Annotated in this window: 21 protein-coding genes and 1 rRNA gene; 3 read left to right on the top strand and 19 right to left on the bottom strand. The window is 47.3% G+C overall.

The window, feature by feature from the left end; genetic code table 11:
• The 6 genes from ABCW47_RS11460 to pcrA form a co-directional block, all read right to left on the bottom strand.
• Positions 1-400: ribosomal RNA gene (locus ABCW47_RS11460) — 16S ribosomal RNA — on the bottom strand; the annotation flags it as partial.
• Between the two features lie 316 nt (positions 401-716).
• Positions 717-2,348 carry a HAMP domain-containing sensor histidine kinase gene (locus tag ABCW47_RS11455; protein ID WP_343210051.1) on the bottom strand — a complete coding sequence of 544 codons (1,632 nt, stop codon included), beginning with the start codon at positions 2,346-2,348 and terminating at the stop codon, positions 717-719.
• Between the two features lie 47 nt (positions 2,349-2,395).
• Positions 2,396-3,070 carry a response regulator transcription factor gene (locus ABCW47_RS11450; protein ID WP_343210050.1) on the bottom strand — a complete coding sequence of 225 codons (675 nt, stop codon included), beginning with the start codon at positions 3,068-3,070 and terminating at the stop codon, positions 2,396-2,398.
• Between the two features lie 432 nt (positions 3,071-3,502).
• A complete protein-coding gene (locus ABCW47_RS11445; protein ID WP_343210049.1) occupies positions 3,503-4,486 on the bottom strand; it encodes a Gfo/Idh/MocA family protein in 984 nt (327 codons plus the stop codon).
• A gap of 203 nt (positions 4,487-4,689) precedes the next feature.
• Complete coding sequence (locus ABCW47_RS11440; protein WP_343210048.1) at positions 4,690-4,956, bottom strand: hypothetical protein; 267 nt, start codon at positions 4,954-4,956, stop codon at positions 4,690-4,692.
• A gap of 200 nt (positions 4,957-5,156) precedes the next feature.
• Positions 5,157-7,457 (bottom strand): DNA helicase PcrA, encoded by a 2,301-nt coding sequence (pcrA, locus tag ABCW47_RS11435; RefSeq protein ID WP_343210047.1) that lies wholly within the window; start codon positions 7,455-7,457, stop codon positions 5,157-5,159.
• A 159-nt stretch (positions 7,458-7,616) separates the two neighbouring features.
• Here pcrA and ABCW47_RS11430 point away from each other — a divergent pair, with 159 nt between their 5' ends.
• Positions 7,617-8,288: a DUF1836 domain-containing protein gene (locus ABCW47_RS11430; protein ID WP_343210046.1), complete on the top strand. Its 672-nt coding sequence runs from the start codon at positions 7,617-7,619 to the stop codon at positions 8,286-8,288.
• A gap of 97 nt (positions 8,289-8,385) precedes the next feature.
• Here the strand turns inward: ABCW47_RS11430 and ABCW47_RS11425 are convergent, their stop codons facing one another.
• Both ABCW47_RS11425 and ABCW47_RS11420 read right to left on the bottom strand, forming a co-directional pair.
• Positions 8,386-8,697, bottom strand: coding sequence for a YerC/YecD family TrpR-related protein (locus ABCW47_RS11425; RefSeq protein ID WP_343210045.1), 312 nt, complete (start codon positions 8,695-8,697; stop codon positions 8,386-8,388).
• A gap of 261 nt (positions 8,698-8,958) precedes the next feature.
• Positions 8,959-9,681, bottom strand: a complete 723-nt coding sequence (locus ABCW47_RS11420; RefSeq protein ID WP_343210044.1) for a phosphatase — start codon at positions 9,679-9,681, stop codon at positions 8,959-8,961.
• Positions 9,682-10,046: 365 nt separating this feature from the next.
• Between ABCW47_RS11420 and ABCW47_RS11415 the strand changes: the two genes are divergently transcribed.
• On the top strand, positions 10,047-10,682 hold the full coding sequence (locus ABCW47_RS11415) for an RpiB/LacA/LacB family sugar-phosphate isomerase (protein ID WP_343210043.1): 636 nt from the start codon (positions 10,047-10,049) through the stop codon (positions 10,680-10,682).
• A gap of 87 nt (positions 10,683-10,769) precedes the next feature.
• On the opposite strand, the gene ABCW47_RS11410 is transcribed toward ABCW47_RS11415, so the two are convergent.
• Both ABCW47_RS11410 and ABCW47_RS11405 read right to left on the bottom strand, forming a co-directional pair.
• On the bottom strand, positions 10,770-11,234 hold the full coding sequence (locus ABCW47_RS11410) for a heme-degrading domain-containing protein (protein WP_343210042.1): 465 nt from the start codon (positions 11,232-11,234) through the stop codon (positions 10,770-10,772).
• Positions 11,235-11,255: 21 nt separating this feature from the next.
• The gene (locus tag ABCW47_RS11405; protein WP_425516076.1) at positions 11,256-12,368 is read right to left on the bottom strand and encodes a tartrate dehydrogenase; all 1,113 of its coding nucleotides are present in this window, start codon (positions 12,366-12,368) and stop codon (positions 11,256-11,258) included.
• Between the two features lie 254 nt (positions 12,369-12,622).
• On the opposite strand from ABCW47_RS11405, the gene ABCW47_RS11400 reads away from it, so the two are divergent.
• The gene (locus ABCW47_RS11400) at positions 12,623-13,207 is read left to right on the top strand and encodes a DUF5662 family protein (RefSeq protein WP_343210041.1); all 585 of its coding nucleotides are present in this window, start codon (positions 12,623-12,625) and stop codon (positions 13,205-13,207) included.
• Between the two features lie 52 nt (positions 13,208-13,259).
• Here the strand turns inward: ABCW47_RS11400 and ABCW47_RS11395 are convergent, their stop codons facing one another.
• The 9 genes from ABCW47_RS11395 to ABCW47_RS11355 all read right to left on the bottom strand — a co-directional run bounded on the left by ABCW47_RS11395 (position 13,260) and on the right by ABCW47_RS11355 (position 24,918).
• Entirely contained in the window at positions 13,260-14,141 is an 882-nt protein-coding gene (locus ABCW47_RS11395; RefSeq protein ID WP_343210040.1) for a DMT family transporter, read from the bottom strand.
• A gap of 176 nt (positions 14,142-14,317) precedes the next feature.
• Entirely contained in the window at positions 14,318-15,598 is a 1,281-nt protein-coding gene (locus ABCW47_RS11390; RefSeq protein ID WP_343210039.1) for an O-acetylhomoserine aminocarboxypropyltransferase/cysteine synthase family protein, read from the bottom strand.
• Between the two features lie 34 nt (positions 15,599-15,632).
• Positions 15,633-16,901, bottom strand: coding sequence for a M16 family metallopeptidase (locus ABCW47_RS11385; protein WP_343210038.1), 1,269 nt, complete (start codon positions 16,899-16,901; stop codon positions 15,633-15,635).
• A 91-nt stretch (positions 16,902-16,992) separates the two neighbouring features.
• Positions 16,993-19,077, bottom strand: coding sequence for a polyribonucleotide nucleotidyltransferase (locus ABCW47_RS11380; RefSeq protein ID WP_343210037.1), 2,085 nt, complete (start codon positions 19,075-19,077; stop codon positions 16,993-16,995).
• Between the two features lie 215 nt (positions 19,078-19,292).
• The gene (locus ABCW47_RS11375) at positions 19,293-20,657 is read right to left on the bottom strand and encodes an MATE family efflux transporter (protein ID WP_343210036.1); all 1,365 of its coding nucleotides are present in this window, start codon (positions 20,655-20,657) and stop codon (positions 19,293-19,295) included.
• 146 nt (positions 20,658-20,803) lie between these two features.
• A complete protein-coding gene (gene rpsO / locus ABCW47_RS11370) occupies positions 20,804-21,070 on the bottom strand; it encodes a 30S ribosomal protein S15 (protein ID WP_343210035.1) in 267 nt (88 codons plus the stop codon).
• Between the two features lie 255 nt (positions 21,071-21,325).
• Positions 21,326-21,772 carry an NUDIX hydrolase gene (locus ABCW47_RS11365; RefSeq protein WP_343210034.1) on the bottom strand — a complete coding sequence of 149 codons (447 nt, stop codon included), beginning with the start codon at positions 21,770-21,772 and terminating at the stop codon, positions 21,326-21,328.
• A 202-nt stretch (positions 21,773-21,974) separates the two neighbouring features.
• Positions 21,975-23,606 (bottom strand): peptidoglycan D,D-transpeptidase FtsI family protein, encoded by a 1,632-nt coding sequence (locus ABCW47_RS11360; protein ID WP_343210068.1) that lies wholly within the window; start codon positions 23,604-23,606, stop codon positions 21,975-21,977.
• Positions 23,566-24,918 carry an FtsW/RodA/SpoVE family cell cycle protein gene (locus tag ABCW47_RS11355; RefSeq protein ID WP_343210033.1) on the bottom strand — a complete coding sequence of 451 codons (1,353 nt, stop codon included), beginning with the start codon at positions 24,916-24,918 and terminating at the stop codon, positions 23,566-23,568. Before ABCW47_RS11355 ends, ABCW47_RS11360 begins: the two co-directional genes overlap by 41 nt.
• Position 24,919 lies beyond the last annotated feature (1 nt).

Genomic DNA, 24,919 nt, shown 5'->3' with positions numbered 1-24,919 from the left:
GTTTCCCCCATTGTGCAATATCCCCCACTGCTGCCTCCCGTAGGAGTTTGGGCCGTGTCTCAGTCCCAATGTGGCCGGTCACCCTCTCAGGTCGGCTACTGATCGTCGCCTTGGTGGGCTGTTATCTCACCAACTAGCTAATCAGACGCGGGTCCATCTCATACCACCTGAGCTTTTCACACCAAACCATGCGGTTCTGTGCGCTTATGCGGTTTTAGCAGCGATTTCTCTCTGTTATCCCCCTGTATGAGGCAGGTTACCCACGCGTTACTCACCCGTCCGCCACTCAGTCAGTTAAGTCTTCCTTCCGAAGAATTCTGTCTTAACTGCTTCGTTCGACTTGCATGTGTTAGGCACGCCGCCAGCGTTCATCCTGAGCCAGGATCAAACTCTCATCTTAAAGTTCTTTCCTTGCCAGTTATCTGGCTTCTTTTACTGCTTCTAGGTTGTAATCTTCTCTCGAAGTTACGCGTTCTTTTTTCTGAAATCTTTGGATCGAGAATCTCTTCTCTTTCCTGGAATTTTCAAGGTTGTTTTACTGTTCTGTTATCAAGGTTCGTGCTGCGCTCTCGTGCGACAGCTCATATAGAATATCATGCTAAGAAAACATTGTCAAGCATAATTTTACATTTTTTTCACATTTTCTTTTTAATAATCTCAAACCTCCTATTATGTGCGTTTTACAGCCCAAATATACCCCGCCTCACTGATGTTTGTTATTCCTCCACCCGGCTCACCTTTTTCTCGCCGTTGCTGTGATCCAGCTCGAACCAGAAGACCACCCCGTCTTCCCGGTTATAAACGCCGCATTCCTGGTGAAGTGAATTCATAATAGCCTTTACAATGGACAGTCCGATTCCGCTGCCGCCATATTCCCTGGTTCTGGCCTTATCTACTTTATAAAATTTAACCCATACATTTTCCAGATCTTCTTCCGGGATGGGGTCGCCGCTGTTAAAGACAGATATGCGGACCGTATTAGGCCGCAGCTCCAGAGAGACTTCGATTTTTTTCTCCCCGGATAAATGATTAATGGCATTACTGATATAATTCGTCAGCACTTCCTCCGCCATAAATTCATCCGCCCACACATGAACCGGTTCTGTATGTTCAAAAACCACGGTTGCTTCTTTCTGCTGAAACAGTATCTCTGCGGAAGATAGAATCGTGCGGATCAATGCCGTCAAATCAAAACGCTCAAACTGTACCTGGTCATTTCCAAATTCCATCTGATTCAGTGTGAGCAGCTTCTTTACCATCTCATTCATCTTCACCGCTTCATCTACAATAACATCACAGTAAAAATCCCTGCTCTCCTCATCATCGTTGATATTGTCTTTCAGGCCCTCCGCATATCCGCGGATCAACGCAATCGGGGTCTTCAATTCATGAGAGACATTGGACAAAAACTCTTTTCTCATCTCGTCCACTTCGGTTTTCTGCGCAATGTCCTGCAGAAGCTCATTGTTTGCGGATTTTAATTCAGAGATTGTATCCTCCAGCTTCTCTGAGAGCTGATTAATGCTGTTTCCCAGAATACCGATCTCATCCTCCGAATTCGTTTCATATTTTACATCGAAATTCAAATCCGACATTTCTTCCGCGATTCGGGCCAATTCTACAATCGGGTCAGTAAAGCGTCTGCTTAAAAGAAACATGGCAATGGTTCCGAGGAGCACCGTAATGCATCCCATATATCCCAGGAACTTATTAGAAATAGCAACACTCTCCTGAATACTCTCAAAGTTGCTACGGATATATACCATGGTGTCGCCGCCCAGAGAGCCAAACAATTCTATATAGGAAGAATCCATTCGTTCATCATGTACTTTATATATCCCGAACTGTTCTGTCTTTTTCAACACCTCCGGAACCTCAATCCGGCTGTTGGAGACGCCTCCTTCTCCCTGGGTCTCTACCTGGTCAGCCTGCACGTTATAATGATCCAGCAGATAGTAGGTCACCTGGTTCGTCAGAAGCTGAAGTTGAAGCTTATTCAGATTCTTCGGGTACTCACTTACCAGATAAAACACATTGTTATTATTGTAGATGTCGAAAATATACAGGCTCATGTCCTGTGCGGCTCCCAGCCGCTCCATCTCCAGATACACAGCATCTTCTGAATAGCCCTCTTCCCCGAATTCTTCCGAATCGATCTTATCATAAGCCGCTGCCGCCTGATTATACATTCTGCCGATAGCATTGACCTTGGATGCCTGATAGTACCTTCCTAAAAAAGTCAGGTTAAACAGCCAGTAACAGAAAATAATAAGGCCCAGGGCGATACAGAGTATCAGCACAAGTTTGTATCGAATGGAATGTTTTACATATCGTTCTTCCTTCATCATGTTCATCGCTCAACTTTACAAGAATTTTCTCCGAAAACCGCCGGCGGCTATACTACCTCAAATTTGTAGCCCATACCCCAGATCGTTTTTATATAATCGCCCTTATCGCCCAGCTTGCTGCGCAGCTTTTTTACGTGCGTATCTATCGTTCTCGCGTCTCCGAAATAGTCGTAATTCCAGACATTATTCAAAATCCGTTCCCTGGACAGGGCCACGCCCTGGTTCATTACAAAATAGGTCAGCAGTTCGAACTCCTTGAAGCTGAGTTCCACGGGCTTTCCGTCGATTGTAACCATATGGGCCGCACGGTCCAGCACAATTCCCCCTGCCTCAAGTACTTCTTCCTCCGCCGCATTGGTTCTGCGCAGGATCGCTTCCACCCGGGCGACCAGGATGCGCGGACTGAACGGTTTGGAGATATATTCATCAACTCCCAGGTCAAAGCCCTGGAGTTCATCCTTTTCCGTACTCTTTGCCGTAAGCATGATAATCGGCACCTTGGAATATTGGCGTATCTCCCGGCATACCTGCCAGCCGTCCATCTTCGGCATCATGACGTCCAGAATAATAAGAGCAATATCCTTGGTATCAAAAAACAGATCCAAGGCATCCGCACCATTTTCCGCCTCCAATACCTCGTAATTCTGCTTCACCAGAAAGTCTTTCACCAGCTTGCGCATCCTGCTTTCATCGTCAACAACCAGTATTTTCAACTTGTCCATGTGGACACCTCCATTTCAAGTACGCCTCGGCGTACTTGCTGCGAGCCGCACGTCATGCTTTGCATGACATAATACATCTGTACGGCTCTGCAATCCGCCGGAGGCTTTATCTTGGAAGGAGACTGGGCTCCCACCATGACGAATTTGTTATTTACTCACCTCCTATTGAGGGGGGAGTCTTATCTACTTCCATGATAAATAATCGAAGCGTCAGGGTGTCATAAGCACATTGGTACTATGGTCTTCTGGAGATGATATTGTGAATAAATTCACCTCTCATCAGCGCACTGTTTTGACACCCTGGCGTAATCATTTATTATATCCTAACCCAAAATTGTGATAAAACTGCGTTTTAGTCTGTTTTATTTGCATCTTACTTTCTTTCCTGACTGCTGTATACATTCATGACTCTTCACCCTGACACAGGATTGTTCACTCTCCCGGATACTGTAAGCCCCACTGTTTCCTGAGACCGTCCATGATCTTCATGGTCTCCAGCGTATCGGCGAGCTTATGGCGCTCACTCTCCAGTTTCCCCTGGCGGATGCAGTGTCCCACCTCCATGGCCTCATATTCATAGCCATTGACCGGGTGCTTCTGCTCATATACCTGGACCAGACGCCCGTCGCCGTCAAACAGAGAGATGCTCTGGGCTCCCCAGAAAGGTTCCGCCTCAATCCTGCCTTCGTCCCCTATGATTACGGCTTTCTCCGGACGTTCCATCACAATTGCCGAATTAATATCGGCAATGACACCGCTTGGATAACGAAAAATCATAGAATTGATTTCATCCACACCGGTGGAGCCGATAACCGCTTTGCTCACAATCTCACAGGGCAGTTCTCCCAGCAGATCGTTAGCATAATTGATAGGATAAATCCCCACATCCAGCAGGGCTCCGCCGCCCAGTGCAGGATCGAACAGCCGGTTATTAATATCCGCCGGATTCTTAAAGCAGAACTCAGCTCTTATGTACTGGACATCGCCTATTTTTCCATTTCTGATCCAATCTTTCGCCTTTGCGGTGATCGGAAGGAATTTAGTCCAGAATGCTTCCATGAGAAACACCTGATGTTCTTTGGCAGTGCGCACCATCTCCTCCGCCTCTCTTTGATTCAGCGCAAATGGTTTTTCACACAGTACATGCTTGCCCGACTTCATGCAGAGAATCGCCGCGTCCTTGTGCATTGCATGGGGGACGCCTATATAGATTACCTCTACCTCTGGATCGGCAGCCAGTTCTTCATAACTTCCATAGGCCCGCTGCGCGCCTGTTTGTGCGGCAAAGAGCTCCGCTCTTTTTTTATCTCTCGCCGCCACGGCCGTAATACAGGCATCCTTCATTCCGTTAACAGCCGCGGAAAAGGTTGTGGATATTCTTCCGCATCCGAGGATTCCCCATTTAATTGTTCTCATAAACTTACTCCCTTCTAAAGCGCCTGCGGCAAGAACCGCGCTGCGATCCAGCTTCCTGCAATGGAATCTGTGACGCTTCGATACCCATTCCAAAGAAGCTCTTTTTCCCCGTGCATCCTCTGCTGCTTTATAAATTCCTATTATGATATAAGCCCTGCGATTCATAAAATCGCAGGGCTTATTGTTCTTTTATCCGGCAGTAATTACTCTTCAGAAGATTCGGTTTCTTCCTCTTCCTCCTCTTCCTCATCCAGATCATCAAAATCGTCGAAGTCATCATCAAAGTCTTCGAGGTAATCCGGTGTTACAAAACAATAAACTGCATAGGCAATCGCAGCCACCACGGCAACCGCACCGATTACCGCAAAAACAATCCCTACTACACAAGGTTTCTTTTTCTCGTCATCTTTCTTGTGGATCAGTTCTCCCAGCTTTGCCGCTGTTAATAATTCTTCTAATTTAGCGCTCATTCGAAACACTTCCTTTCTCCTTCATTCTTTTTCTATTTTAGTATGTTAACCAGATGTCTGTACACTTGTATAACTAACCATCATCGAAACCGCAGCAGCAGACCATTTGATTTCTCCGGCACGATATAATGTCTGTACTTATTATATCATAACCATTTCTCCATTGCCATATGAATAATGGAATTTTATGGTGAAGTTCCTTATACTGACGGCTTCAGTTTCGCAAAGGAAGCCATCATCCGTTTCGTGCCGACCCGGTCAAATTCAATCACAACTTCATAGTCGGCGCCCTTCTGGATCATGTCCATCACGGTACCGCCTCCGAACTTGATATGACTGACCCGGTCGCCCACACCATAGGAAACCTTGCTATAGTCTGCTTTTCTCCCTTTATCAAACAAATCCGGATAAGGCTTTGTCCGGATTCCCTTAGAAATAAACGGGTTGTCGCCGAACAGACCGCCTTCTTTGCGTTCGAAGATTCTTTCTTCTTTCTTCTTAAACCGGGGCGCCAGTGAATCCGGAGTTTCTTCAAGCAGGAAGCGTGGAATTTCATGGATAAAACGGGACGGTTTGTTAAACTGGGTCTCCCCCCTGAGCATTCTCTGCCGTGCCGCACTTATATACAATTTCTTCCTGGCTCTGGTAATCCCCACGTAGCAAAGTCTTCTTTCTTCCTCCAGCTCAGATGGATCATCGGCTACAATAGACATGTATCCCGGAAAGATTCCATCCTCCATACCACAGAGAAATACATAGGGAAATTCCAGTCCCTTGGCACTGTGAAGCGTCATCAGCAAAACCCGGTTGTTGGGGTTTTTTACATTTTCCTTCCCGTCTTCCACGGACTCTCCTGCCCCGTTTATTTTCATCTGTTCCAGAAGCCCGCTTAACGTAGGCTCTTCCTGGGCATTTTGTACATAGTGAGCGACAATGTTGATCAACTCGTCAATGTTGTCAATTCTCCCCTGTGCCTCCTCCGTGCCTTCCGCCTCCAGGTCGCTTACGTAACCGGTGGCCTCGATTATCTCCTTGATCAGATCCAGCAATGTATAATCAGGTGCGCCGAGTCTGGATTTCAGAGATTCGATCAGGCTGACAAACGACATAACCTTATTTGCGCTCCGGCTAAGTCCTGGCACAGACTCCGCATGCAGCAGGGTATCGTAAAAACTGATATCATTATTTTGCGCATATTCTGCAATTCTATCCACCGTTGTCAGGCCGATGCCCCGCCGCGGCACATTGATAATCCGCCGGACAGCAAGATCGTCCATTCCATTGTCAATCGTCTGTAAATACGCCAGAAGATCCTTGATCTCCCGCCGTTCATAAAAATTATGTCCATTTACAATATTATAGGGTATACCCCTGACATTGAATTTCTCCTCGAAAATACGTGACTGGGCATTTGTACGATATAGAATTGCAAAATCCCGGTATTCTGCATTGTCCTTGCTGATCCGCTCTGCAATTTCCTGAACAATATGCTCCGCCTCTTCATACTCATTTTCATACTGTGTATAAGAAATAAGATCGCCCTTGTCGTTGGAGGTCCAGAGCCGCTTGTCTTTTCTCTCTGTATTGTTATGTATTACCTCGTTCGCCGCATCCAGAATCGTCTGCGTAGAACGGTAATTCTGCTCCAGTTTAATCACTACCGCATCCGGATAAGTCTTTTCAAAGCTCAGTATATTTTGAATATTAGCGCCCCGAAATTTATAGATCGACTGGTCATCGTCACCGACCACGCACAAGTTATGCTCGATCTCCCCATCCTCATTTACAGTGGACGCCAGCATGCTGATCAGCTTAAACTGGGCGGTATTCGTATCCTGATACTCGTCCACCAAAATAAATTTAAAACGCTGCTGATAATAAGATAGTATCTCTTCATTATCCCGGAATAATTCGATTGTTTTCATGATCAGGTCATCGAAGTCCATTGCGTTATTGCTTCTCAGACGCTTTTGATACTCCAGATAAGCCGCCGCAATCTTGCGCTTTCCAAAATCACCGGCATTGACATTGTCATATTGCTCCGGTGTGATCAATTCATTTTTAGCGGAAGAGATGGCTGAGAGTATCGCTCTTTCTTTTAAAAATTTTGTATCTATATTTAAGTATTTACAGATTTCCTTCATCAGAGTTTTCTGATCATCTGTATCATAGATTGTAAAATTATTCTCAAATCCCAGCTCTTTTGCGTGTCTGCGCAGTATTCGCACACAGGTGGAATGAAAGGTGCTGACCCAGACATTCTCCGCACCGAACCCGACAATGTCATCCACTCGCTGACGCATTTCTCCCGCTGCCTTATTCGTAAAGGTCAATGCCAGAATATTCCACGGGCTGACCCCGTACTGGTCCATCAGATAGGCGATTCGGTAGGTAAGTACCCTGGTTTTCCCGGAACCTGCGCCTGCCAGGATCAGAAGCGGGCCTTTATAATGTTTCACCGCATCCTGCTGCTCCGGATTCAGATTTTCATATATGCTCATAAATATCCTCCATCGGCTCATTATAGCAGTTTCTTCAATTTGATTCAATACGCTTTACAAGTAGTATTGAATACTATATAATATAGTTTAATGTTAAAATTAAGATTGATATGTCCGGGTTCTGTTTTTGTTATTCTTACTACTGCGTGAGGTGAATTGATGGAAAGCAAATCGAAAGATGATTATATTTATGAACTCATAGATTATATCCGTTCCATGGACTATATTTTGCCGGAAGATATACCTAATATTGATCTGTACATGGATCAGGTCACCACATTTATGGACGAGCATCTCCAGTCTTCCAAGCGATATATGGCCGATAAAATCATGACAAAGACCATGATAAACAATTATACGAAGAATGACCTGCTTCCTTCGCCCAACAAAAAGAAGTATTCCAAGGAACATATTCTGCTGCTTATTTTTATCTATTATTTCAAGAACTTTCTGTCTATCAGCGATATTCAAAGCATTCTTGAACCTTTAATCAAAGGCTTCTACAACGACATGGGAGAAATAAACCTGCAGTCGGTTTATACGGAAGTATTTGGACTTCTCCATGATAATATGAACAGTCTGACGAAAAATGTTATCCGGGATCTGAATAAAGCGAAGGAAAGTTTCAGCCAGGTAGAAAATGAAGCAGAGAGGGATTTTCTTACTAACTTTGCCTATATCTGTATGCTCAGCTTTGATGTATATGTAAAGAAAATGATGATTGAAAAGCTGCTGGATAATTCCTACCCGTCATCCTTAAAAAAAGCAGTGCCGGCCGAGCGCTCTTCCAGCAAAGCTCAGGTTAAAAAAGAAAAACCGGCTCAGGACTGAGCAAACATCTTCTAAAAGCGGTTCGTCAAAAAAGTAACAGGCAGTATCCCAATAAGGATGCTGCCTGTTTGCGGGATTCTTTGTTCTCAAATTCCGGTTAAGCTTCCGGTTCTTCACCCTCCGGATTGCCAATCCGTTCAAAGACCATATCATATCCGTCATTACCATAATTAAGAGAACGGTTCACACGGCTGATTGTAGCGGTGGACGCTCCGGTCTTCTCCGCAATTTCCATATAGGTCTTCTTCTCGCGAAGCATTCTCGCCACCTCAAAGCGCTGTGAAAGTGACAAAAGCTCATTTATCGTACAGATATCCTCAAAGAAAATATAACATTCTTCCGGCGATTTCAAACTTAGAATAGCCTCAAACAAATAATCCACTGCCGGCGTCTTGATTTTCTTGTTCATAATCAGATTTCCTTCCTTTCCTAAACTGCAGCGTTCCTGTTCCGTCCTCTTCAGACGGCATGCCCGTATCTATGGACCGGACATCTGCTGTGCTTCACAATACCTCAATAGCACAATTTTACTACTATAAAGTGCGAAAGTAAAGAGGTTTCTGGCAGAATTTGCTCTATAACAAACACCAGCACCTTACTGCAGTCAAATAAAGCCGGACACGGCTTCTATATAAGACCGTATCCGGCTCTGCTAACTTGGTTTTTCTGCTTATCTACCTTTTTTCGCAGCAAGCAGCTCCTTAAATTTCTCCACAGATGTGTTCGCCACCAGTTTCTCCGGAAAATTTACTTCCTCCAGAAGTTTTCTGGCCTGCGTAAAATTCCCCACATCATAGCAAATGTGCGCATCGCTGTCCACCACGATCGGAACAGACATCTCCTTGCACAGGAGCAGCATGGCTTTGTCATTTTCCCAGGCATTCAGGCGGGAACATTTGGGCATCAGGGAGGAGTTATTCAGTTCCAACAGTGTGCCGGTTTCCTTTGCGCCCTTTACCAATGCTTCCATATCGAAGGGATATCTTCCATCATCCGGATGGCCTATCGTGTTCACGCCCGGATTGCGGAGAGCCCCCAGGTAGGCCGCCGTATTTTCTTCGTAGGTTCCTGGAGCAATCGCATACATATGCATGCTGGCTACAATGTAATCCACACAGCGGATTGTCTTTGCTCCAATGTCAAGCCCGCCTGTAAAGTCAATAATATTGGCCTCTGTCCCCAGCATCAGCTCCAGATCGCCGTACCGGCGCGGCACAACCTTCAGATTATAATAATACATCTCGGAAGTAGTCCCCTTAATGGCAGGCCCGTGTTCTGTCACAGCCAGAAGCTTCAGGTCTTTTTCCCGCGCCGTATCAATCATTTCTTTGAGTGTACTGTAAGCATGTCCGCTCACGAGTGAATGTGTATGTGTATCCAATACGAATTCCATTCTATAATACCTGCCCTTCCCGCCGGCCCGCCATCCATAGACAGGCCTACAGCTTCGTGTTCAGTCAACTCTGAATTTCAGCTTCATTTTATGACTTGGATTCTACTGCAAACATCGGGATACGTCAAGTCCATGCCGGAATCAACACGCAAATGCAGAAAAACGCACAGGAATTTTGAAACCTTTTCTCTTTCCTTATAAATCTTCCTCTTTTGTCGTTAATTTCTATTGACAGTCCCGGACAAAAAGAATACAATAAACTTGTCTGACAAGTAGCAGACAAGCAACAACATAATTGACAGATGTTTCTGTCCGAACCGGTGCCCTGTTTGGAGCATCGTATGATACAAATTGGGAGGTTTATCATGAAAATCGCATTAGTAATGGAATGGAGCCAGTCTGAGAAAAATGAACTGGTTTACAACACACTCAAGGACATTGCCGAAGCAAAAGGCCATACTGTAGATAACTACGGTCAGTACAATCTGAAAGATCATAGAATGACTTACAATCAGGCTGCTATCCTGATCTCCACACTTCTGAACTCAGGAGCAGCAGATTTTGTAGTAACCGGATGCGGAACCGGTGAAGGCGCAACTTTAGCAGCAAACGCTATGCCTGGCGTTACCTGCGGCCATGTTGTAGATCCTTCTGATACTTATCTGTTTACTCAGATCAATGCCGGCAACTGCGTTGCACTTCCTTTTGCCAAAGGTTTTGGCTGGGGCGGCGAACTGAACTTAAAATATATGTTCGAGAAATTATTCGAGCAGGAGCCAGGTGGAGGATATCCGCCGGAAGCTGCCGAGTCTGAGAAAAACAATGCCAGAATTCTGAACGAATTAAAGGCTGTTTCTCATACCGATATCAAATACATCCTGAAAAATGCAGACAGAGAGCTGGTTCGTGCTTCCTTCGGCGGCCCGAATACTCTGGATCTTTTCTATAAGAACTGCAAAGATCAGTCTATCGCTGACGTAGTAAAAGAGGTTATGGCATAAATCGTTCGTTTATAATCATACAAGAGAAACAGGGCAGGAAGTCATCTTCCTGCCCTGTTTTTTGTTCCGGTCACCCTGTGGCGATGATTATTTTGATAAGAACGCTTCGATTGCCTCAGCCGCAAAGGCATGATCCTCAAAGCTTTGCATACCCGACACTACAACGGCTCCGACAGGGCCCGTCCCCCTGAGTATGATAGGAAAGCCTCCGCCCTTGGCCGCTATGGGTTCTGATAGTCCCAAAAAGGTTTTAATATCTCTGTTTTTCTGCTCCATCTCATATTCCAGAGCCAGGGAGCTTTTGCCGAAAAAGTACACCGCGTTTTCTTTTCGCCGCAGCCAGTAATCATTGTCCGGTGCTGCTCCCGGGAAGGAAAAATGAAACAAATCTCTTCTGTTCAGGGAGATATGAATCGCAATCGTCCTCTGTTCCTTCTTGGCCCGCTCGATAATTAACGTTCCCAGTTCCAGGGCGTCGAAACTGTCGAATTTGGTAAACTGCAGCTTCTTCTCCTGTTCCGCTATGCGGACTATTTCTTCGTTATAATCCATCCTGTACTCTCCTTTCATTTTTCAAGTACGCCTCGGCGTACTTGCTGCAAGCCGCGCTGCCACCGCATCCCCCACCTGTGCGGTCGTGGACGTTCCATTTAAATCCGGCGTCAGAACTGCACCCTCATTGAGCACCTGCTCCACCGCGTCCAGGACACGGCGTCCCCAGTCCTCATATCCAAAAAAGTCCAGCATCTGGCTGACCGACCAGATGGCGGCCAGAGGATTGGCAGTCTGTGTCCCCGCGATATCAGGCGCCGATCCGTGGACAGGTTCAAACATAGAAGGCCAGGTACGCTCCGGATTCAGATTTGCTCCTGCGGCCAGTCCCATGCCGCCTGCGATTGCCGCGCCCAGATCCGTGAGAATATCCCCGAATAGATTGGACGTGACGACGATCTCAAACCGCTTCGGATCTTTCACCATGAACATGCTTGCCGCATCCACAAGATAAGAATGGGTTTCCACCTCCGGATACTCCGTGCCAACCTCCTGAAAGATCTGGTCCCAGAATACCATAGAATAGTTCAGCGCATTGGCTTTGCTGATGCTGGTCAATGATTTGCCCGTCTTTTTCGCCAGCTCATAGGCGTAACGGATCACTCTCTCGCAGCCATGCCTGGAAAAGACACCATTCTGAATGACAACCTCATGGGGCTGCCCGGGATAAAGCCAGCTGCCGCTGCCGGCATATTCTCCCTCGCTGTTTTCCCGGATGAAGATCATGTCAATATCCTCCCGTTTTACATCTTTTAAGGGACAGGGAGCGCCAAAGAGCAGCTTTACAGGCCTTAAATTAATGTACTGATCAAATCCCTTTCGTATTTTAAGAAGCAGGTCCCAGAGAGAAATATGATCCGGCACACCCGGGTACCCCACAGCTCCAAGATAAATCGCGTCGAACGGCTCCAGCTGTTTCAGGCCGTCCTCCTCCATCATTCTTCCCTGTTTTAAATAGTACTCACAGCCCCAGGGAAAATATGTAAAATCAAATTCAAAACGGCCGGACAATTCAGAAACCTTCTTTAGCACCTTTATGCCCTCCGCCAGCACTTCCGGACCGATCCCGTCCCCTGGAATCACCGCGATCTTATATTTTCTTATCATCATTCCCCCTGCCTTTCCTACAGCCATCGTTGTCCTTTCTTTTCAAGGAGCATATAATATGGTATAATATCTAATGATATTATACCAGTGCCGGAGCGCATAAGGCCCCAGGCCTTTTCCATTGCGCGAAGTGCACATCCCCCGGAGGGATACCATAACGCATTTGCAGTTATGGTATAATATTTAATTATACCACGCTTTTTGGAGTCTGGACTGACAGTTCTTTATCTGCAGCCCACATCAAACGAGTGAAAAACGCAGGAACTGGAGACCATATCGGTATGAAAGCGTTACAGCATTTTAAAACAATTACCAAACATAGAAATCTGGTTATGAAGGAATGCTTTAAAGTCGGCCTGTATAAGCAGGGCCTCCTCCATGATCTGTCCAAATATTCCTATACAGAATTTTCCGTCGGATGTAAATATTTTCAGGGCAACCGAAGTCCCAACAACGCGGAGCGTGAGGATAAAGGCTATTCTTCCGCCTGGCTTCACCACAAGGGCCGCAACAAACACCACTATGAATACTGGATTGACTACAGCATCAGTGACAAAGGCGGGATGAGCGGAATGGAAATGCCGATCCCCTATGTGGTCGAGATGGTGATGGACCGGATCGCCGCCTCCCGGATCTACAATGGGAAGGCTTACCGGGACACAGATCCTCTGAACTACTACAAGCGCGGAAGAGATTATTCCATGCTAAATCCCAAAACCAGGGCATTGCTGGAGCAGATGCTGGTCATGCTTGCAGAGCAGGGAGAAGACGCGCTTTTCTCCTATATCAAGACCACTCTTCTTCCAGAATACCGCAGGGAAAAAGCTCGGCAGAAAGCGGCAAAACGCCGTAGGACGGCAAAATAGGAACTGTTTATTATAATCTGATGAATAAGACATCCTGTGAATATGGGATGTCTTATTTAGTTTTCCGCTCAGAGCGCAGACTTTTTTGCCGGTCACTAAAAAAGGTAGCTCCCAGAATCATAACGCCTCCGGCCAGCTGAAGCAGGCTCATCGTCTCACCCAGAAACAGGGTGGACATCGCAATCGCGGACACCGGATCAATATAGCTGAGGGCGGCTACCGTCTGTCCGGACAGCTTCTGCATGGAAGAAAAATAGAGATAATAGCCGATTCCCGTATGTAAAATACCCACCGTCAGGACAAAAACCAGGGATCTGCCGCCCAGAGATGTCCACGCGATCTTTTCTGTCACCAGGACATAGGGCAGAAGGACGAGGGAAGCCATAATCAGCTGAACCAGCGTGGTCTCCATTCCTGACATTCCCTTCATAAACTTGTTCATCAGTATAACACTGGCATAGAGCGCCGCGGCAGCCAGACCATAACCGATGCCCCGCATCGGATCGCTCCCGGCATTGCCTTCTGCCACATTCATAATCAAAAACATCCCGGCTACCGCCGCGGCGGAGCAGATAATCTTCTGAACTGACAATCTCTCTTTCAGCAGAAATGGGGAGAGGAACAGCACAAAAACCGGTGCAAAGTAGTAGCTGAGGGTAGCAATGGAAATCGTAGTATACTTATAGGATTCAAATAAAAAGATCCAGTTGAAACCGATCGCCGCGCCTGAAGCAATGAGCAGGAGCAGATTGGCCCGGATCGCCGAAAACGAAAACTTCTTTCGTCCCATCATGCTGACCGCAAGCAATGTCATACTTCCCACAACGCCACGTACCAGCGCAACCTGGCTGGAACTTAAATCTATATTTCTGACAAACAGACCGATGCTGCCGAACAGCAGCATGGCGGCTATCATGTTTATCTTTGGTTTCATCTGTCTTATCCCCCCTGAATATCGATTTCCAAACACTGCATTTCATTATAGCATTGGTATCCGGGTATGAAAAGGTACAATATGGCCGTATTCTGCTGTTAAAGCAAACGCCGCCACATACTGTGACGGCGTTTTTCATTACATAGAAAGTTCTTCTTCCGGCAGGTTTGGCATAGTTAAATCTGAGCCACCGCCTGTTCCAGATCTGCAATGATATCATCTATGTTTTCCAGTCCGATCGACATACGGATCAGCTCCGGTTTTACACCTGCTTCCTTTAGCTGCTCATCACTCAGCTGACGGTGAGTCGTACTCGCCGGATGCAGCACACTGGTTCTGGCGTCGGCCACGTGTACAACAATTGCGGCCAGCTTCAGAGAATCCATCAGCTTCATGGCTGCCTCTCTTCCGCCCTTGGGGCCAAAAGCGATTACACCGCAGGTGCCGTTGGGCATATACTTCTGCGCTCTCTCATAGTACCGGCTGCCGGGAAGACCCGGATACTCCACCCAGTCAATCTTCTCATTCGCCTGCAGCCATTTCGCCGCCTTTAAGGCGTTGCTGCAGTGGCGCTCCATACGCAGATGCAGGGTTTCCAGACCCAGATTCAGCAGAAAAGCACTGTTTGCCGCCGGCGCGCTGCCCAGATCCCGCATCAGCTGTACCCGTGCCTTTACGATAAAGGCGCTTTCCTTGCAGTCTCTGGCATAAACCATACCGTGATAAGACTCATCCGGCTGGGTAAAGCCGGGGAATTTCTCATCATTCCAGTCAAATGTTCCGCCATCCACGATAACGCCGCCCAGTGCAACTGCGTGTCCGTCCATATATTTGGATGTGGAGTGGATCACGATGTCGGCGCCATGCTCCAGCGGCCGGAAGTTAATCGGTGTTGCAAACGTATTGTCCACAATGAAAGGAATATGGTGTCTGTGTGCAACCTTCGCATACAGTTCAAAATCAATTATAATCAGAGCCGGATTGGCAATGCTCTCTGCAAAAATACACTTGGTATTGTCCCGGACAGCGGCCTCCAGCTCTTCCTCCGTGGAATCGGCGTTAATCAGAGTAACCTCGATGCCCAGACGTTTCAGGGTCACGGTAAATAAATTAGTCGTTCCTCCGTAAATAGCCCCGGAAGCGATCACATGGTCTCCCTCACTGCAAAGATTAAGAATGGTGATCAGCGATGCAGCCTGTCCGGAGGAAGTACACATGGCTCCCACGCCGCCTTCCAATGCCGCGATCTTTCTCTCCACACAGTCTACGGTTGGATTAGCCAGTCTGGTGTAAAAGAATCCATTCTCCTCCAGATCGAATAATTTCCCCACCGTCTCGCTGGAATCATACTTGAACGTCGTACTCTGATAGATCGGAAGTACCCTGGGTTCCCCGTCTTTTGGCTGGTATCCCTCCTGGATACATTTTGTTTCAATATGCCAATTGTTCAATTCCATCACCTTTCTTTCTCATCTTTTGCAAAACATACATTCAATTGTAAAGCACGCGCAGGCGCTTTGTCAATTGATTTTCCCCGTCTGACAAATCACCGATCAGGGCAAGGCTTGCCCGGCTGTAATCCAGATACCGTTCTGCCAGCCTGCTCACTTCTGCCTCCGTGACCTCCTCCAGCCGGCGCACCGTGTCATTCAGACCGGTCAGCCTGCCCAGTACCAGCATCTCCTTGCCATTTCGGTTCATGCGGCTCCTGGTGCTCTCATTCCCGATCATAAGTTCTGTCTTTAACTGTTCCTTGGTGCAGAGAACCTCCTCCCCCGAAACACCTTCCCGAATCAATCTGGCAATGGTATCCTCGATGCAGGTATAAACCACATCAGCTTTCTCCGGATTTAAAACCGCGTCTATCTGAAGCAGGCCTGCAGACTGATAACTGCTCCCATAGGAAAAAATGGAATAGGTCAGCCCTCTTTCCTCCCGTATCTGCTGAAAGAGCCTGGAGCTTTCTGTCCCTCCTAATATGGAGTTCAGTATGGTCAGGGCATACCGGTCTTCATCCAGTTCCCCGATGCCGGGAAAGGCCAGATTCATATGGAGCTGTCCGATATCCTTCTGCTGCAAATACAGATTCCTATGATACACCGGAGGACTGCCGGCGGGTATACGCATGCCCGGCTTTAATCCGCCGAAGGACTGAATAATCCATTCCACCGCCTGTTCAGGATTAAATTTTCCCGCCATAGAGATCACCATATTCGATCCGCAGTAATGGGTCTGCCAGAAGTCCACCAGATCCCTTCTGGTAAACCCGGATACAATGCTCTTTTCACCGGATATCAGAAAACCCAGGGGATGGTCCGGCCACACCGTCTTCTGGAGCATCTCATGTACCATGTCGTCCGGAGAATCATCGTACAGATCAATCTCTTCCAGTACCACACCTTTTTCTTTTTCCACATCCTCCTCCGAAAAAACAGATCCGCATATCATATCTCCCAGGATTTCCAAGGCTTCCCCCAGATGCTCGGTGAGCGTAGTTACATAAAATGCGGTGCACTCCTTTTCCGTATAGGCATTCATATTTCCCCCGATCCTGGCCATATCGTTTGCCAGGTTCAGGGCGCTTCTCTTCCCGGTGCCTTTAAACAGCATATGTTCAATCATGTGGGAAATGCCGTTGTTCTCCGCTGTTTCATTGGCAGAACCGGTCCTGACCCATATGCCGCAGGAAACGCTTTTCAGATATTCCATCGGTTCCATCACAACGGTTATTTCATTCGGAAGTGTTTTAATTGAAACCATCCTCTGCTCTCTCCTATATCAGTACATAAACCAGGAGCGGGGACGGTATCCCGTCCTCGCTCCCTCAAAGGTTTCATAGGTCAAACCGATCTTATTTCACATCTTTCATGCTGAAACTGATTCTGCCCATCTTATCCTTACCCAGGCACACGACTTTCACCACATCACCCAGAGTCAGTACATCTTCCACATGGTTAATTCTTTCCTTGGCTATCTTGGAAATATGGACCATGCCCTCCTTGCCGGGAGCAAACTCCAGGAAAGCGCCGAATTCTTTGATGCTGACTACTTTGCCCTCCAGCACCTGTCCGGTTTCAAAATCGGTTACGATAATGTCAATATAATGTTTTGCTTTATCGATCATTTCCATATCATTGCCGGCAATCGAAACAAAGCCGTCATCTGTGATGTCAATCTTCACACCGGTTTCATCAATAATGGTATTGATCGTCTTTCCTCTCTGTCCTACCACATCGCCGATCTTAGATGGATCGATGTTCATCTGTACGATCTTAGGCGCATAGGTTCCTACCTCTTTGCGGGGCTCGGCAATCGCTTTTGCCATAACTTCGTCGAGAATATAAAGTCTGGCTTCTCTCGTTGTGCGGATAGCCTCCTCAACAATCGGTCTGGTCAGGCCGTGGATCTTGATATCCATCTGGATCGCGGTGATACCCTCATGTGTTCCGGCCACCTTAAAGTCCATATCACCAAAGAAATCTTCCAGACCCTGAATATCGGTCAGTACAATATAATCATCATCGGAATCTCCGGTCACAAGACCACAGGAAATACCGGCCACCGGTTTTTTAATCGGAACACCGGCTGCCATCAGAGACATACTGGATGCACAGATACTTGCCTGGGAGGTAGATCCGTTGGATTCAAAGGTCTCGGAAACGGTACGGATCGCATACGGAAACTCTTTCTCCGTGGGAAGTACCGGAAGCAGAGCCCGCTCAGCCAGCGCTCCATGTCCGATCTCCCGGCGTCCCGGTCCTCTGGAAGGTTTTGTCTCGCCTACGGAGTAGGACGGGAAATTATAGTGATGCATATAGCGCTTGGAAGTCTCATTTTCATCCAGACCGTCCAGACGCTGCGCCTCTGACAACGGTGCCAGAGTGGTAATGGTACAGATCTGGGTCTGTCCGCGGGTAAACATAGCAGATCCGTGTACTCTCGGAAGCAGATCGGTTTCTGCGGCCAATTTCCGGATCTGTGTGACTTCTCTGCCGTCAGGACGCTTGTGATCCTTTAAAATCATCTTTCTTACTGTCTTCTTCTGGTACTGGTAGACAGCTTCGTCGATCAGGGGAAGCCAATCTTCTTTGTCCGCAAATGCCTCTGCAAGCTTATCCTTAATCTGGCGGATATTCTCCTCACGCACCTGTTTCACATCGGTAAATACTGCCTCTTCCATCTGCTCAGGAGTAACGATCTCTTTCATGGCCGCAAACAGTTCTTCCGGCACGGCGCAGCTGGTGTAGGTGTGTTTTTCTTTGCCGCACTCGGCAACAATGGTATCGATAAATTTGATAATTTCCTGATTGATATCATGAGCCGCATAGATTGCTTCAATCATTTTATCCTCCGGCACTTCGTTGGCGCCGGCTTCAATCATAATCACCTTTTCTCTGGTGGAAGCAACCGTCAGCTGCAGGTCGGATTCCTGTCTCTGATCGTTGGTGGGATTTATAATCAATTCTCCGTTTATCAGACCTACCTGCGTCGCAGCACAGGGACCGTCAAACGGGATATCGGAAATGCAGGTTGCGATAGAAGAACCCAGCATAGCCGCTACTTCAGGGCTGCAATCCGGGTCTACAGACATAATCAGATTGTTCAGAGTAACGTCGTTGCGGTAATCCTTCGGAAACAACGGACGCATCGGGCGGTCAATCACACGTGAGGTCAGGATCGCATGCTCTGTAGCCTTTCCCTCTCTCTTATTGAAGCCTCCCGGAATTTTACCTACTGAATACAATTTTTCTTCATACTCCACACTTAAGGGGAAGAAGTCGATTCCGTCTCTTGGTTTCTCCGACGCAGTGGCGGTAGAGAGAACAACAGTATCACCATAGTGCATAAAAGCAGCACCATTTGCCTGAGCAGCTACTCTTCCCACTTCAACAGTCAGGGTTCTGCCGGCAAGTTCCATACTAAAACTCTTGTACATAATTAATCTCCTTTTCTTCCATTTGGAGACTCCGAAACATCTGAAAACGCCACTGGAACGGTCCGCACATCCCCAGCCACACACAGCTATTTCCATTGCGCACAAAAATGCCCAGATGATTTCCTGGGCTTTTGCTGCCATGGCAGACGCCAATGATTTTTTCAGAAGTCTCGGCTCAGTCTCCAAAACTTATTTCAGTATAGCATACCTGATTCCTAAATGACAAGATTTTTCAGCCATTTTTTCTGTTTATACCGGATCAGGCCGAATACACACTTTAAAAACTCTTCCGACAGTATCATGGCATAGACCACATAGATCGGAAGCTTCCACACAAGGCCTCCCAGAACGGCCAGCGGGAGCGCCCAGAACCACACTCCTGTGGTGTCCAGGATCAAAGCCGCCTTGGTATCCCCGCCGCTTCGGAGAATCCCGGTAATGTTGACCTGGTTGAACATTTTAAAGGGCAGATAGAAAATATAGACATACAGGCAGCGATGCACATAGTCCACCACCTCAGCGGAAATCGCATACAGCCCTGTAATCGCATTCCGCAGGGCAAAGCACAGGAATCCGACCACAAAGCAGAACATGAACTGCAGGGCGATGATATATCTGGCGTAACGTTCCGCCCGCTCCAGTTTATTATTTCCCATCTCATTGCCCAGGATAACGCCGGTAGCCGCACTGATTCCGGTAAAGGCAACCTGAAGCACCTGTTCTGCCGTCTGGGTGATGGTGATGGCAGCGGTCGCCGCATCTCCCATCCTTCCATATACAAGCGCATACATGGTTACCCCCAGTCCCCACATAAATTCATTCAGAATAACCGGCAGCACCGTATGTACAAATTTGCCGGTAAATACCTTGTCAAAGGCAACCAGCTCCCGGAATGTGGCAGCCAGCGGACTTTTGCCAGCATAGATATAGACAATCAGCGCAGCACATTCAATGACTCTGGCCAGCACAGTAGCCAGCGCGGCGCCTGCTGCGCCCATGGCGGGAAGGCCCAGCTTCCCGAAAATCAGGACATAATTCAGCCCCACATTGCAGAAAATCGCAAGAACCGATATCAGCACCGGCACCTTAACCTGGTTAATCCCCCGGAGAGAAGCAGTCAGGGCATTGGTAAGTGAAATGATCGGATAGCTGACCGCCACAATTCTCAAATAAGACACCCCAACCTCAATGGTGGCCGGATTAGGCGTAAAAACACGCATCACCGCCCGCGGGAACAGGCAGCCTCCCAGGGCAAACACAGAGGTAGCCCCCACAGCGATTAAAATGGACATGCCAAGTACCTTCTTCACATTGGCAAGCTCCCTACTTCCCCAATACTGGGCAGTCATCACGGCAGAGCCGCTGGAAATGCCAAACACCAGCAGCATAAAGATAAAGTAATATTTATTCGCCAGCCCCACCGCTGAAATCGTTGTCTCCCCCAGCGTTCCGATCATAACAGAGTCAATCATATTCAGAGAACTGTTAAGCAGCGACTGAACGGCAATCGGTATGGCGATTGACACAATCCTTCTCCAGAACCGCCCGTTATCGTGAAACATACTTTTAAAAAATTTCATATCAAAAGGCCCCTCATCCTCTATCACATTCTTTTGTAAACATTTCCATTATACAAAAAGAGCTGTTGCAAATGCAACAGCTCTCTTACACTTTATTTCACAAATTTAAGTACGCCTCGGCGTACTTGCTGCAATCCGCCTTACTCTTATTTTCTTAAGCCCAGGCGTGCAATCAACTGACGATATCTCTCGATATCCTTATCTTTCAGATATGCCAAAAGTCCTCTTCTCTGACCAACCATCATAAGAAGTCCTCTTCTGGAGTGATGATCCTTGTGGTTCGTCTTCAAATGCTCTGTCAGCTGTGTAATTCTCTCTGTCAGCAGCGCGATCTGAACTTCCGGTGAACCGGTATCGCCAGGCTGTCTGCCGTACTCATTAATGATTTCCTGTTTCTTTTCTGGTGTTAACATAATAAATTCCTCCTTATTCATAACCGCCGTCTACTAAGAACTGGTCGGAGACTCCAAATCCTGAGTACCGGCTGAATCCGCGGACAATATATAGTTCCGCTTAACATACATTCCAAATAGTACCATAGCGGAAAAAGAAAGTCAAGCGCACGATTGATAATGAAAAATGAAGAGAGAAGAATGAAGAACGCAAGCAAGAAAAGATTCAATCCCTTAAACATTATTCATTCATCCTTATTCATTCTTCCTTATTCCTTATATCTTCTTCCTCCACAGCTTGTTCTTCTTTAGTTCCACATATTCCTCATAGGCCCGTTCCAGAATCTGTTTTTCATTGGAAAATTTCAGCATGTGATAGGCCTCATGAAATTTGTAATAGCCGGAATCCTGAAAATATTCTTCTCTCTGCGGTTTACTGTAATAGCTGTCTGCCATCATCAGATACCAGTGAACATCCTTGGTGACTGTGTCGAGCGGTGTGTTGAACGTATACTGACTCTTCCCGATATACTTGATTATCGTCGCACTCACTCCGGTTTCTTCCCTGACTTCACGTACTGCCGTATCCCGGTACTCTTCGCCTTCTTCTACCGTACCCTTCGGCAATACCCATCCCTCGTATTTGTTCTTGTAATTTTTATACAACAGCAAAATCTTACCCCGGAAAATAACCACACCACCACAGCTCGTTGCTTCGATCATCGCAATCCCTCCTGTTATATGAACAAGGCTCTTTGCCGGAAACAACTACCCCTTCCGGCCGTCTAACAGCCCGTTCTGGTGTGCATAACTCGTTTTTCAGTATACTCCTTTTCTTTTTATTATTCAATAAAAAATAGTAGAGCGAAGTGAAACTATTTGCTTATTTTCTCCGGTTTTTCCTATCTGATGTATCCCATTCCATTTATTTTGTTTTGGAAAAATAAGTATTCAGGACTCTTTTGGCAATCGGCACCGCATATTCACTGCCCGCGCCAACGTTTTCCACAACGACGCAGACCACAATTTCCGGATTATCCGCAGGCGCAAACCCTACAAACCAGGCATGTGCCGCTCCCTGATCATTCTCTGCCGAACCGGTTTTGCCGGCAACCGAATAGCTGCTGTTCTTTAAGCTCCGGCCGGTTCCTTCCTCCACCACTTTTTTCATCATTTTGGTAAGTGTTTTGGCTTCTTTTGCCGTCATCAGCGTATCATAAACCTCAGGGGAATACTTTTCCACTACCGATCCTGTGCTGGATTCCACCCGGTCAATCACGTAAGGCTTCATCATAACCCCGCCGTTGGCTACCGTTGCCGCAATCATCGCGTTGTGCAGCGGCGTCAGCAGGGTATCGCCCTGCCCGATTGCGGTCAGAGGGATTTCCCCCTTATCCGACTTTTCATTCAGTACAAACTGGCTTTTTTCAGTTGTGAGCGCAGTCGGAAGAGCCTGATTAAAGACAAAAGACTCACAGAGCGCTCTGAACTTAGCCATATCAAGTTCAGAACCAATGCTGGCAAACGCTCCGTTGCAGGATTTGGCAAACGCTGCGATTAAATCCAGCTGTCCATGCACCTTATTGTTATAGCAGCTCACAGGCACCCCGGACACTATCGTCTTTCCCTCGCAGCGGAAGGAGTAGTTCTTATAACCTGAGTTTTCCCGGAGATACTCCAGAGCGGTCAATATTTTGAATGTGGAACCTGGAGGATAGAGCCCCTGCGTGGCCCGGTTAAATAATGCGGATTCCTTCTGTTCATCGTCAATCAGGCTCTCCCAGAGTTCGTCCACCCGGTTCGGATCATAATCTGGCTTTGATACCATAGCAAGCACCTTGCCCGTGCCAGGTTCCAGTGCAACCACTGCTCCCCTTCTATTTCCCAGGGCCTCATAGGCCGTCTTCTGCAAATCAAAATTCAGAGTGGTATACACATTATCACCGATTGTCTTTTCGCCTGACAATTCTGTAATTGCATTTTTAATAGCATTGTCATGGGAAGTCAAAAGCGTAAAATCCTGGCTTGCTTCAATTCCGGTCTTGCTCTTGTTAAAACGCCCCACGACATGACAGAACATATTATTATATGGATATTTGCGGGTTTCCTTTCCCTTGCTGTTCGTGACAGTTTCTGCCAGAACGGTACCGTCACTGGAGAGAATACTGCCCCGTACAACCCGCTCCGCCAGGATATCCTGACGGTAATTATAAGGGCTGTTAATCACATCCCCGCTCCGTGCGGCGACGAAATAGACCATATTGCCGATGACCATGACAAAGAGCACGACAAAAACATAGGTAATGAAAAGCATCTCCCGGTTGATCCGGCTCTCCCGGACTCTCCGTGTGCCCCCGGACGCCGTTTCCTTCTCCGGCTCTTCGGTACGCACAGCCTTAACAGTCCTAACCTTTGCAGTCTGTATCTTCTCAGGCTGCACTTTTTTGGCCTGCACCTTCTTCTTCGGCGGCTTTGCCACTTTTTTAATTACCGGTTCATTTGCGCGCTCCCGGACGTCATGATTCATATTCTTCTTCGATGGCTTCGTTTTCTTCACTTTCAATTTCTGCTTCCTCATCCTGATTCAGGACATACAGCCCCTGAATTACACTGAATATTATGATCGTACTGATAATAGAACTTCCTCCGTAGCTCACAAGCGGCAGCGTCACACCGGTGGACGGAATGAATTTCGTCGCCCCGCCGATGGTGAGAAACACCTGAAAAATGTAGACGGTGCTTAATCCCAGGGCGACCAGCTTATAAAACTTCTGTTTCAGTTTCATACCGATGTTCACAAACATCAGAAAACAGCTGAGGCTGATAAGAATCAGACACACGGCAAATATTGTCCCAAACTCTTCTGCCACTGCGGAAAAGACAAAATCACTTTCCACCACGGGTATACTGGTGGGCAGTCCCTTCCCAAGTCCCATGCCGAACCAGCCGCCGCTGCCAATTGCAAGCAGAGACTGGGCTACCTGGAATCCTTCGTTATCAATGCTGCCCCAGGGATCTTTCCATGCCACAACCCGGACCCTGACATGGGCAAACAGCTTGTATGCCACCACAGCGGCTGCACTTCCGGCCCCCAGTCCAGCAAAGAGATACAAGGCGTTGGAAGAAGCCACATAAAGTATAATCAGATAGGTTGTAAAGTATAAAAGAGCGGCCCCCAGATCCTTCTCCACCACCAGCACCATGACAAAAACCGCCGCCACAACCGTCACCTTGACAACGTCAATAAACTCTGTGGATTTGGCCAGCAGTGCCGCCGCGAAGAACACAAACACGATCTTGACTACCTCGGAAGGCTGGAATACAAATCCCGCTATGTTTACCCAGTTTGTCGCCCCGTATTTCGTAACGCCGAAGACAAACACCAGCAAAAGCAGACAGAGACCTCCCGCTGCATAGAACCAGCCAAACCGCCTCAGCACCTTAAATCTATCGATAATTACCGGTACCACAAGACAAATCAGAAGAGATCCGGTTGCAATGGCCAGCTGCCGTTTCGCGTAGGATACATTCAGTCTGGTCAGCATGATAAAACTGATGCTCAGGAGAAAAAGCATGTTGTTTAACACCAGTCTGGATAAATTTTTATATACCCTCTGATACAGCGCTGTCATAACGATGAACATCAGCAGCTCCAGAGCGTATAAGACCGCCACCGTCAGGCTTCCCGTATTCATATAAAGAATGAGGTGCCCCAGAAAATGTATGGTATACATTATCATTCTCTGACGCCGGAACACCTTATTCTGCTGCTCCCTGCTTCTCCTGAACACCGTAAAGCAGTACAGCGTATAAATGGTAATCAGAATTACAAAAATATAAGTTGAAAGCTGTACAATGATATTTTCCAAG

It is taken from the genome of Anaerolentibacter hominis (assembly GCF_032380675.1).
Lineage (GTDB): Bacteria > Bacillota > Clostridia > Lachnospirales > Lachnospiraceae > Anaerolentibacter > Anaerolentibacter hominis.
The sequence above is the reverse complement of the archived record's forward strand: the minus strand, read 5'-3'. Positions and strand labels throughout refer to the sequence as shown.

Bases quoted from the DNA above. Each gene is read 5' to 3' on its own strand.
- ABCW47_RS11455 (WP_343210051.1), bottom strand. From the start codon at position 2,348: ATGATGAAGGAAGAACGATATGTAAAACATTCCATTCGATACAAACTT.
- ABCW47_RS11450 (WP_343210050.1), bottom strand. From the start codon at position 3,070: ATGGACAAGTTGAAAATACTGGTTGTTGACGATGAAAGCAGGATGCGC.
- ABCW47_RS11445 (WP_343210049.1), bottom strand. From the start codon at position 4,486: ATGAGAACAATTAAATGGGGAATCCTCGGATGCGGAAGAATATCCACA.
- ABCW47_RS11440 (WP_343210048.1), bottom strand. From the start codon at position 4,956: ATGAGCGCTAAATTAGAAGAATTATTAACAGCGGCAAAGCTGGGAGAA.
- pcrA (WP_343210047.1), bottom strand. From the start codon at position 7,457: ATGAGCATATATGAAAATCTGAATCCGGAGCAGCAGGATGCGGTGAAA.
- ABCW47_RS11430 (WP_343210046.1), top strand. From the start codon at position 7,617: ATGGAAAGCAAATCGAAAGATGATTATATTTATGAACTCATAGATTAT.
- ABCW47_RS11425 (WP_343210045.1), bottom strand. From the start codon at position 8,697: ATGAACAAGAAAATCAAGACGCCGGCAGTGGATTATTTGTTTGAGGCT.
- ABCW47_RS11420 (WP_343210044.1), bottom strand. From the start codon at position 9,681: ATGGAATTCGTATTGGATACACATACACATTCACTCGTGAGCGGACAT.
- ABCW47_RS11415 (WP_343210043.1), top strand. From the start codon at position 10,047: ATGAAAATCGCATTAGTAATGGAATGGAGCCAGTCTGAGAAAAATGAA.
- ABCW47_RS11410 (WP_343210042.1), bottom strand. From the start codon at position 11,234: ATGGATTATAACGAAGAAATAGTCCGCATAGCGGAACAGGAGAAGAAG.
- ABCW47_RS11405 (WP_425516076.1), bottom strand. From the start codon at position 12,368: ATGGCTGTAGGAAAGGCAGGGGGAATGATGATAAGAAAATATAAGATC.
- ABCW47_RS11400 (WP_343210041.1), top strand. From the start codon at position 12,623: ATGAAAGCGTTACAGCATTTTAAAACAATTACCAAACATAGAAATCTG.
- ABCW47_RS11395 (WP_343210040.1), bottom strand. From the start codon at position 14,141: ATGAAACCAAAGATAAACATGATAGCCGCCATGCTGCTGTTCGGCAGC.
- ABCW47_RS11390 (WP_343210039.1), bottom strand. From the start codon at position 15,598: ATGGAATTGAACAATTGGCATATTGAAACAAAATGTATCCAGGAGGGA.
- ABCW47_RS11385 (WP_343210038.1), bottom strand. From the start codon at position 16,901: ATGGTTTCAATTAAAACACTTCCGAATGAAATAACCGTTGTGATGGAA.
- ABCW47_RS11380 (WP_343210037.1), bottom strand. From the start codon at position 19,077: ATGTACAAGAGTTTTAGTATGGAACTTGCCGGCAGAACCCTGACTGTT.
- ABCW47_RS11375 (WP_343210036.1), bottom strand. From the start codon at position 20,657: ATGAAATTTTTTAAAAGTATGTTTCACGATAACGGGCGGTTCTGGAGA.
- rpsO (WP_343210035.1), bottom strand. From the start codon at position 21,070: ATGTTAACACCAGAAAAGAAACAGGAAATCATTAATGAGTACGGCAGA.
- ABCW47_RS11365 (WP_343210034.1), bottom strand. From the start codon at position 21,772: ATGATCGAAGCAACGAGCTGTGGTGGTGTGGTTATTTTCCGGGGTAAG.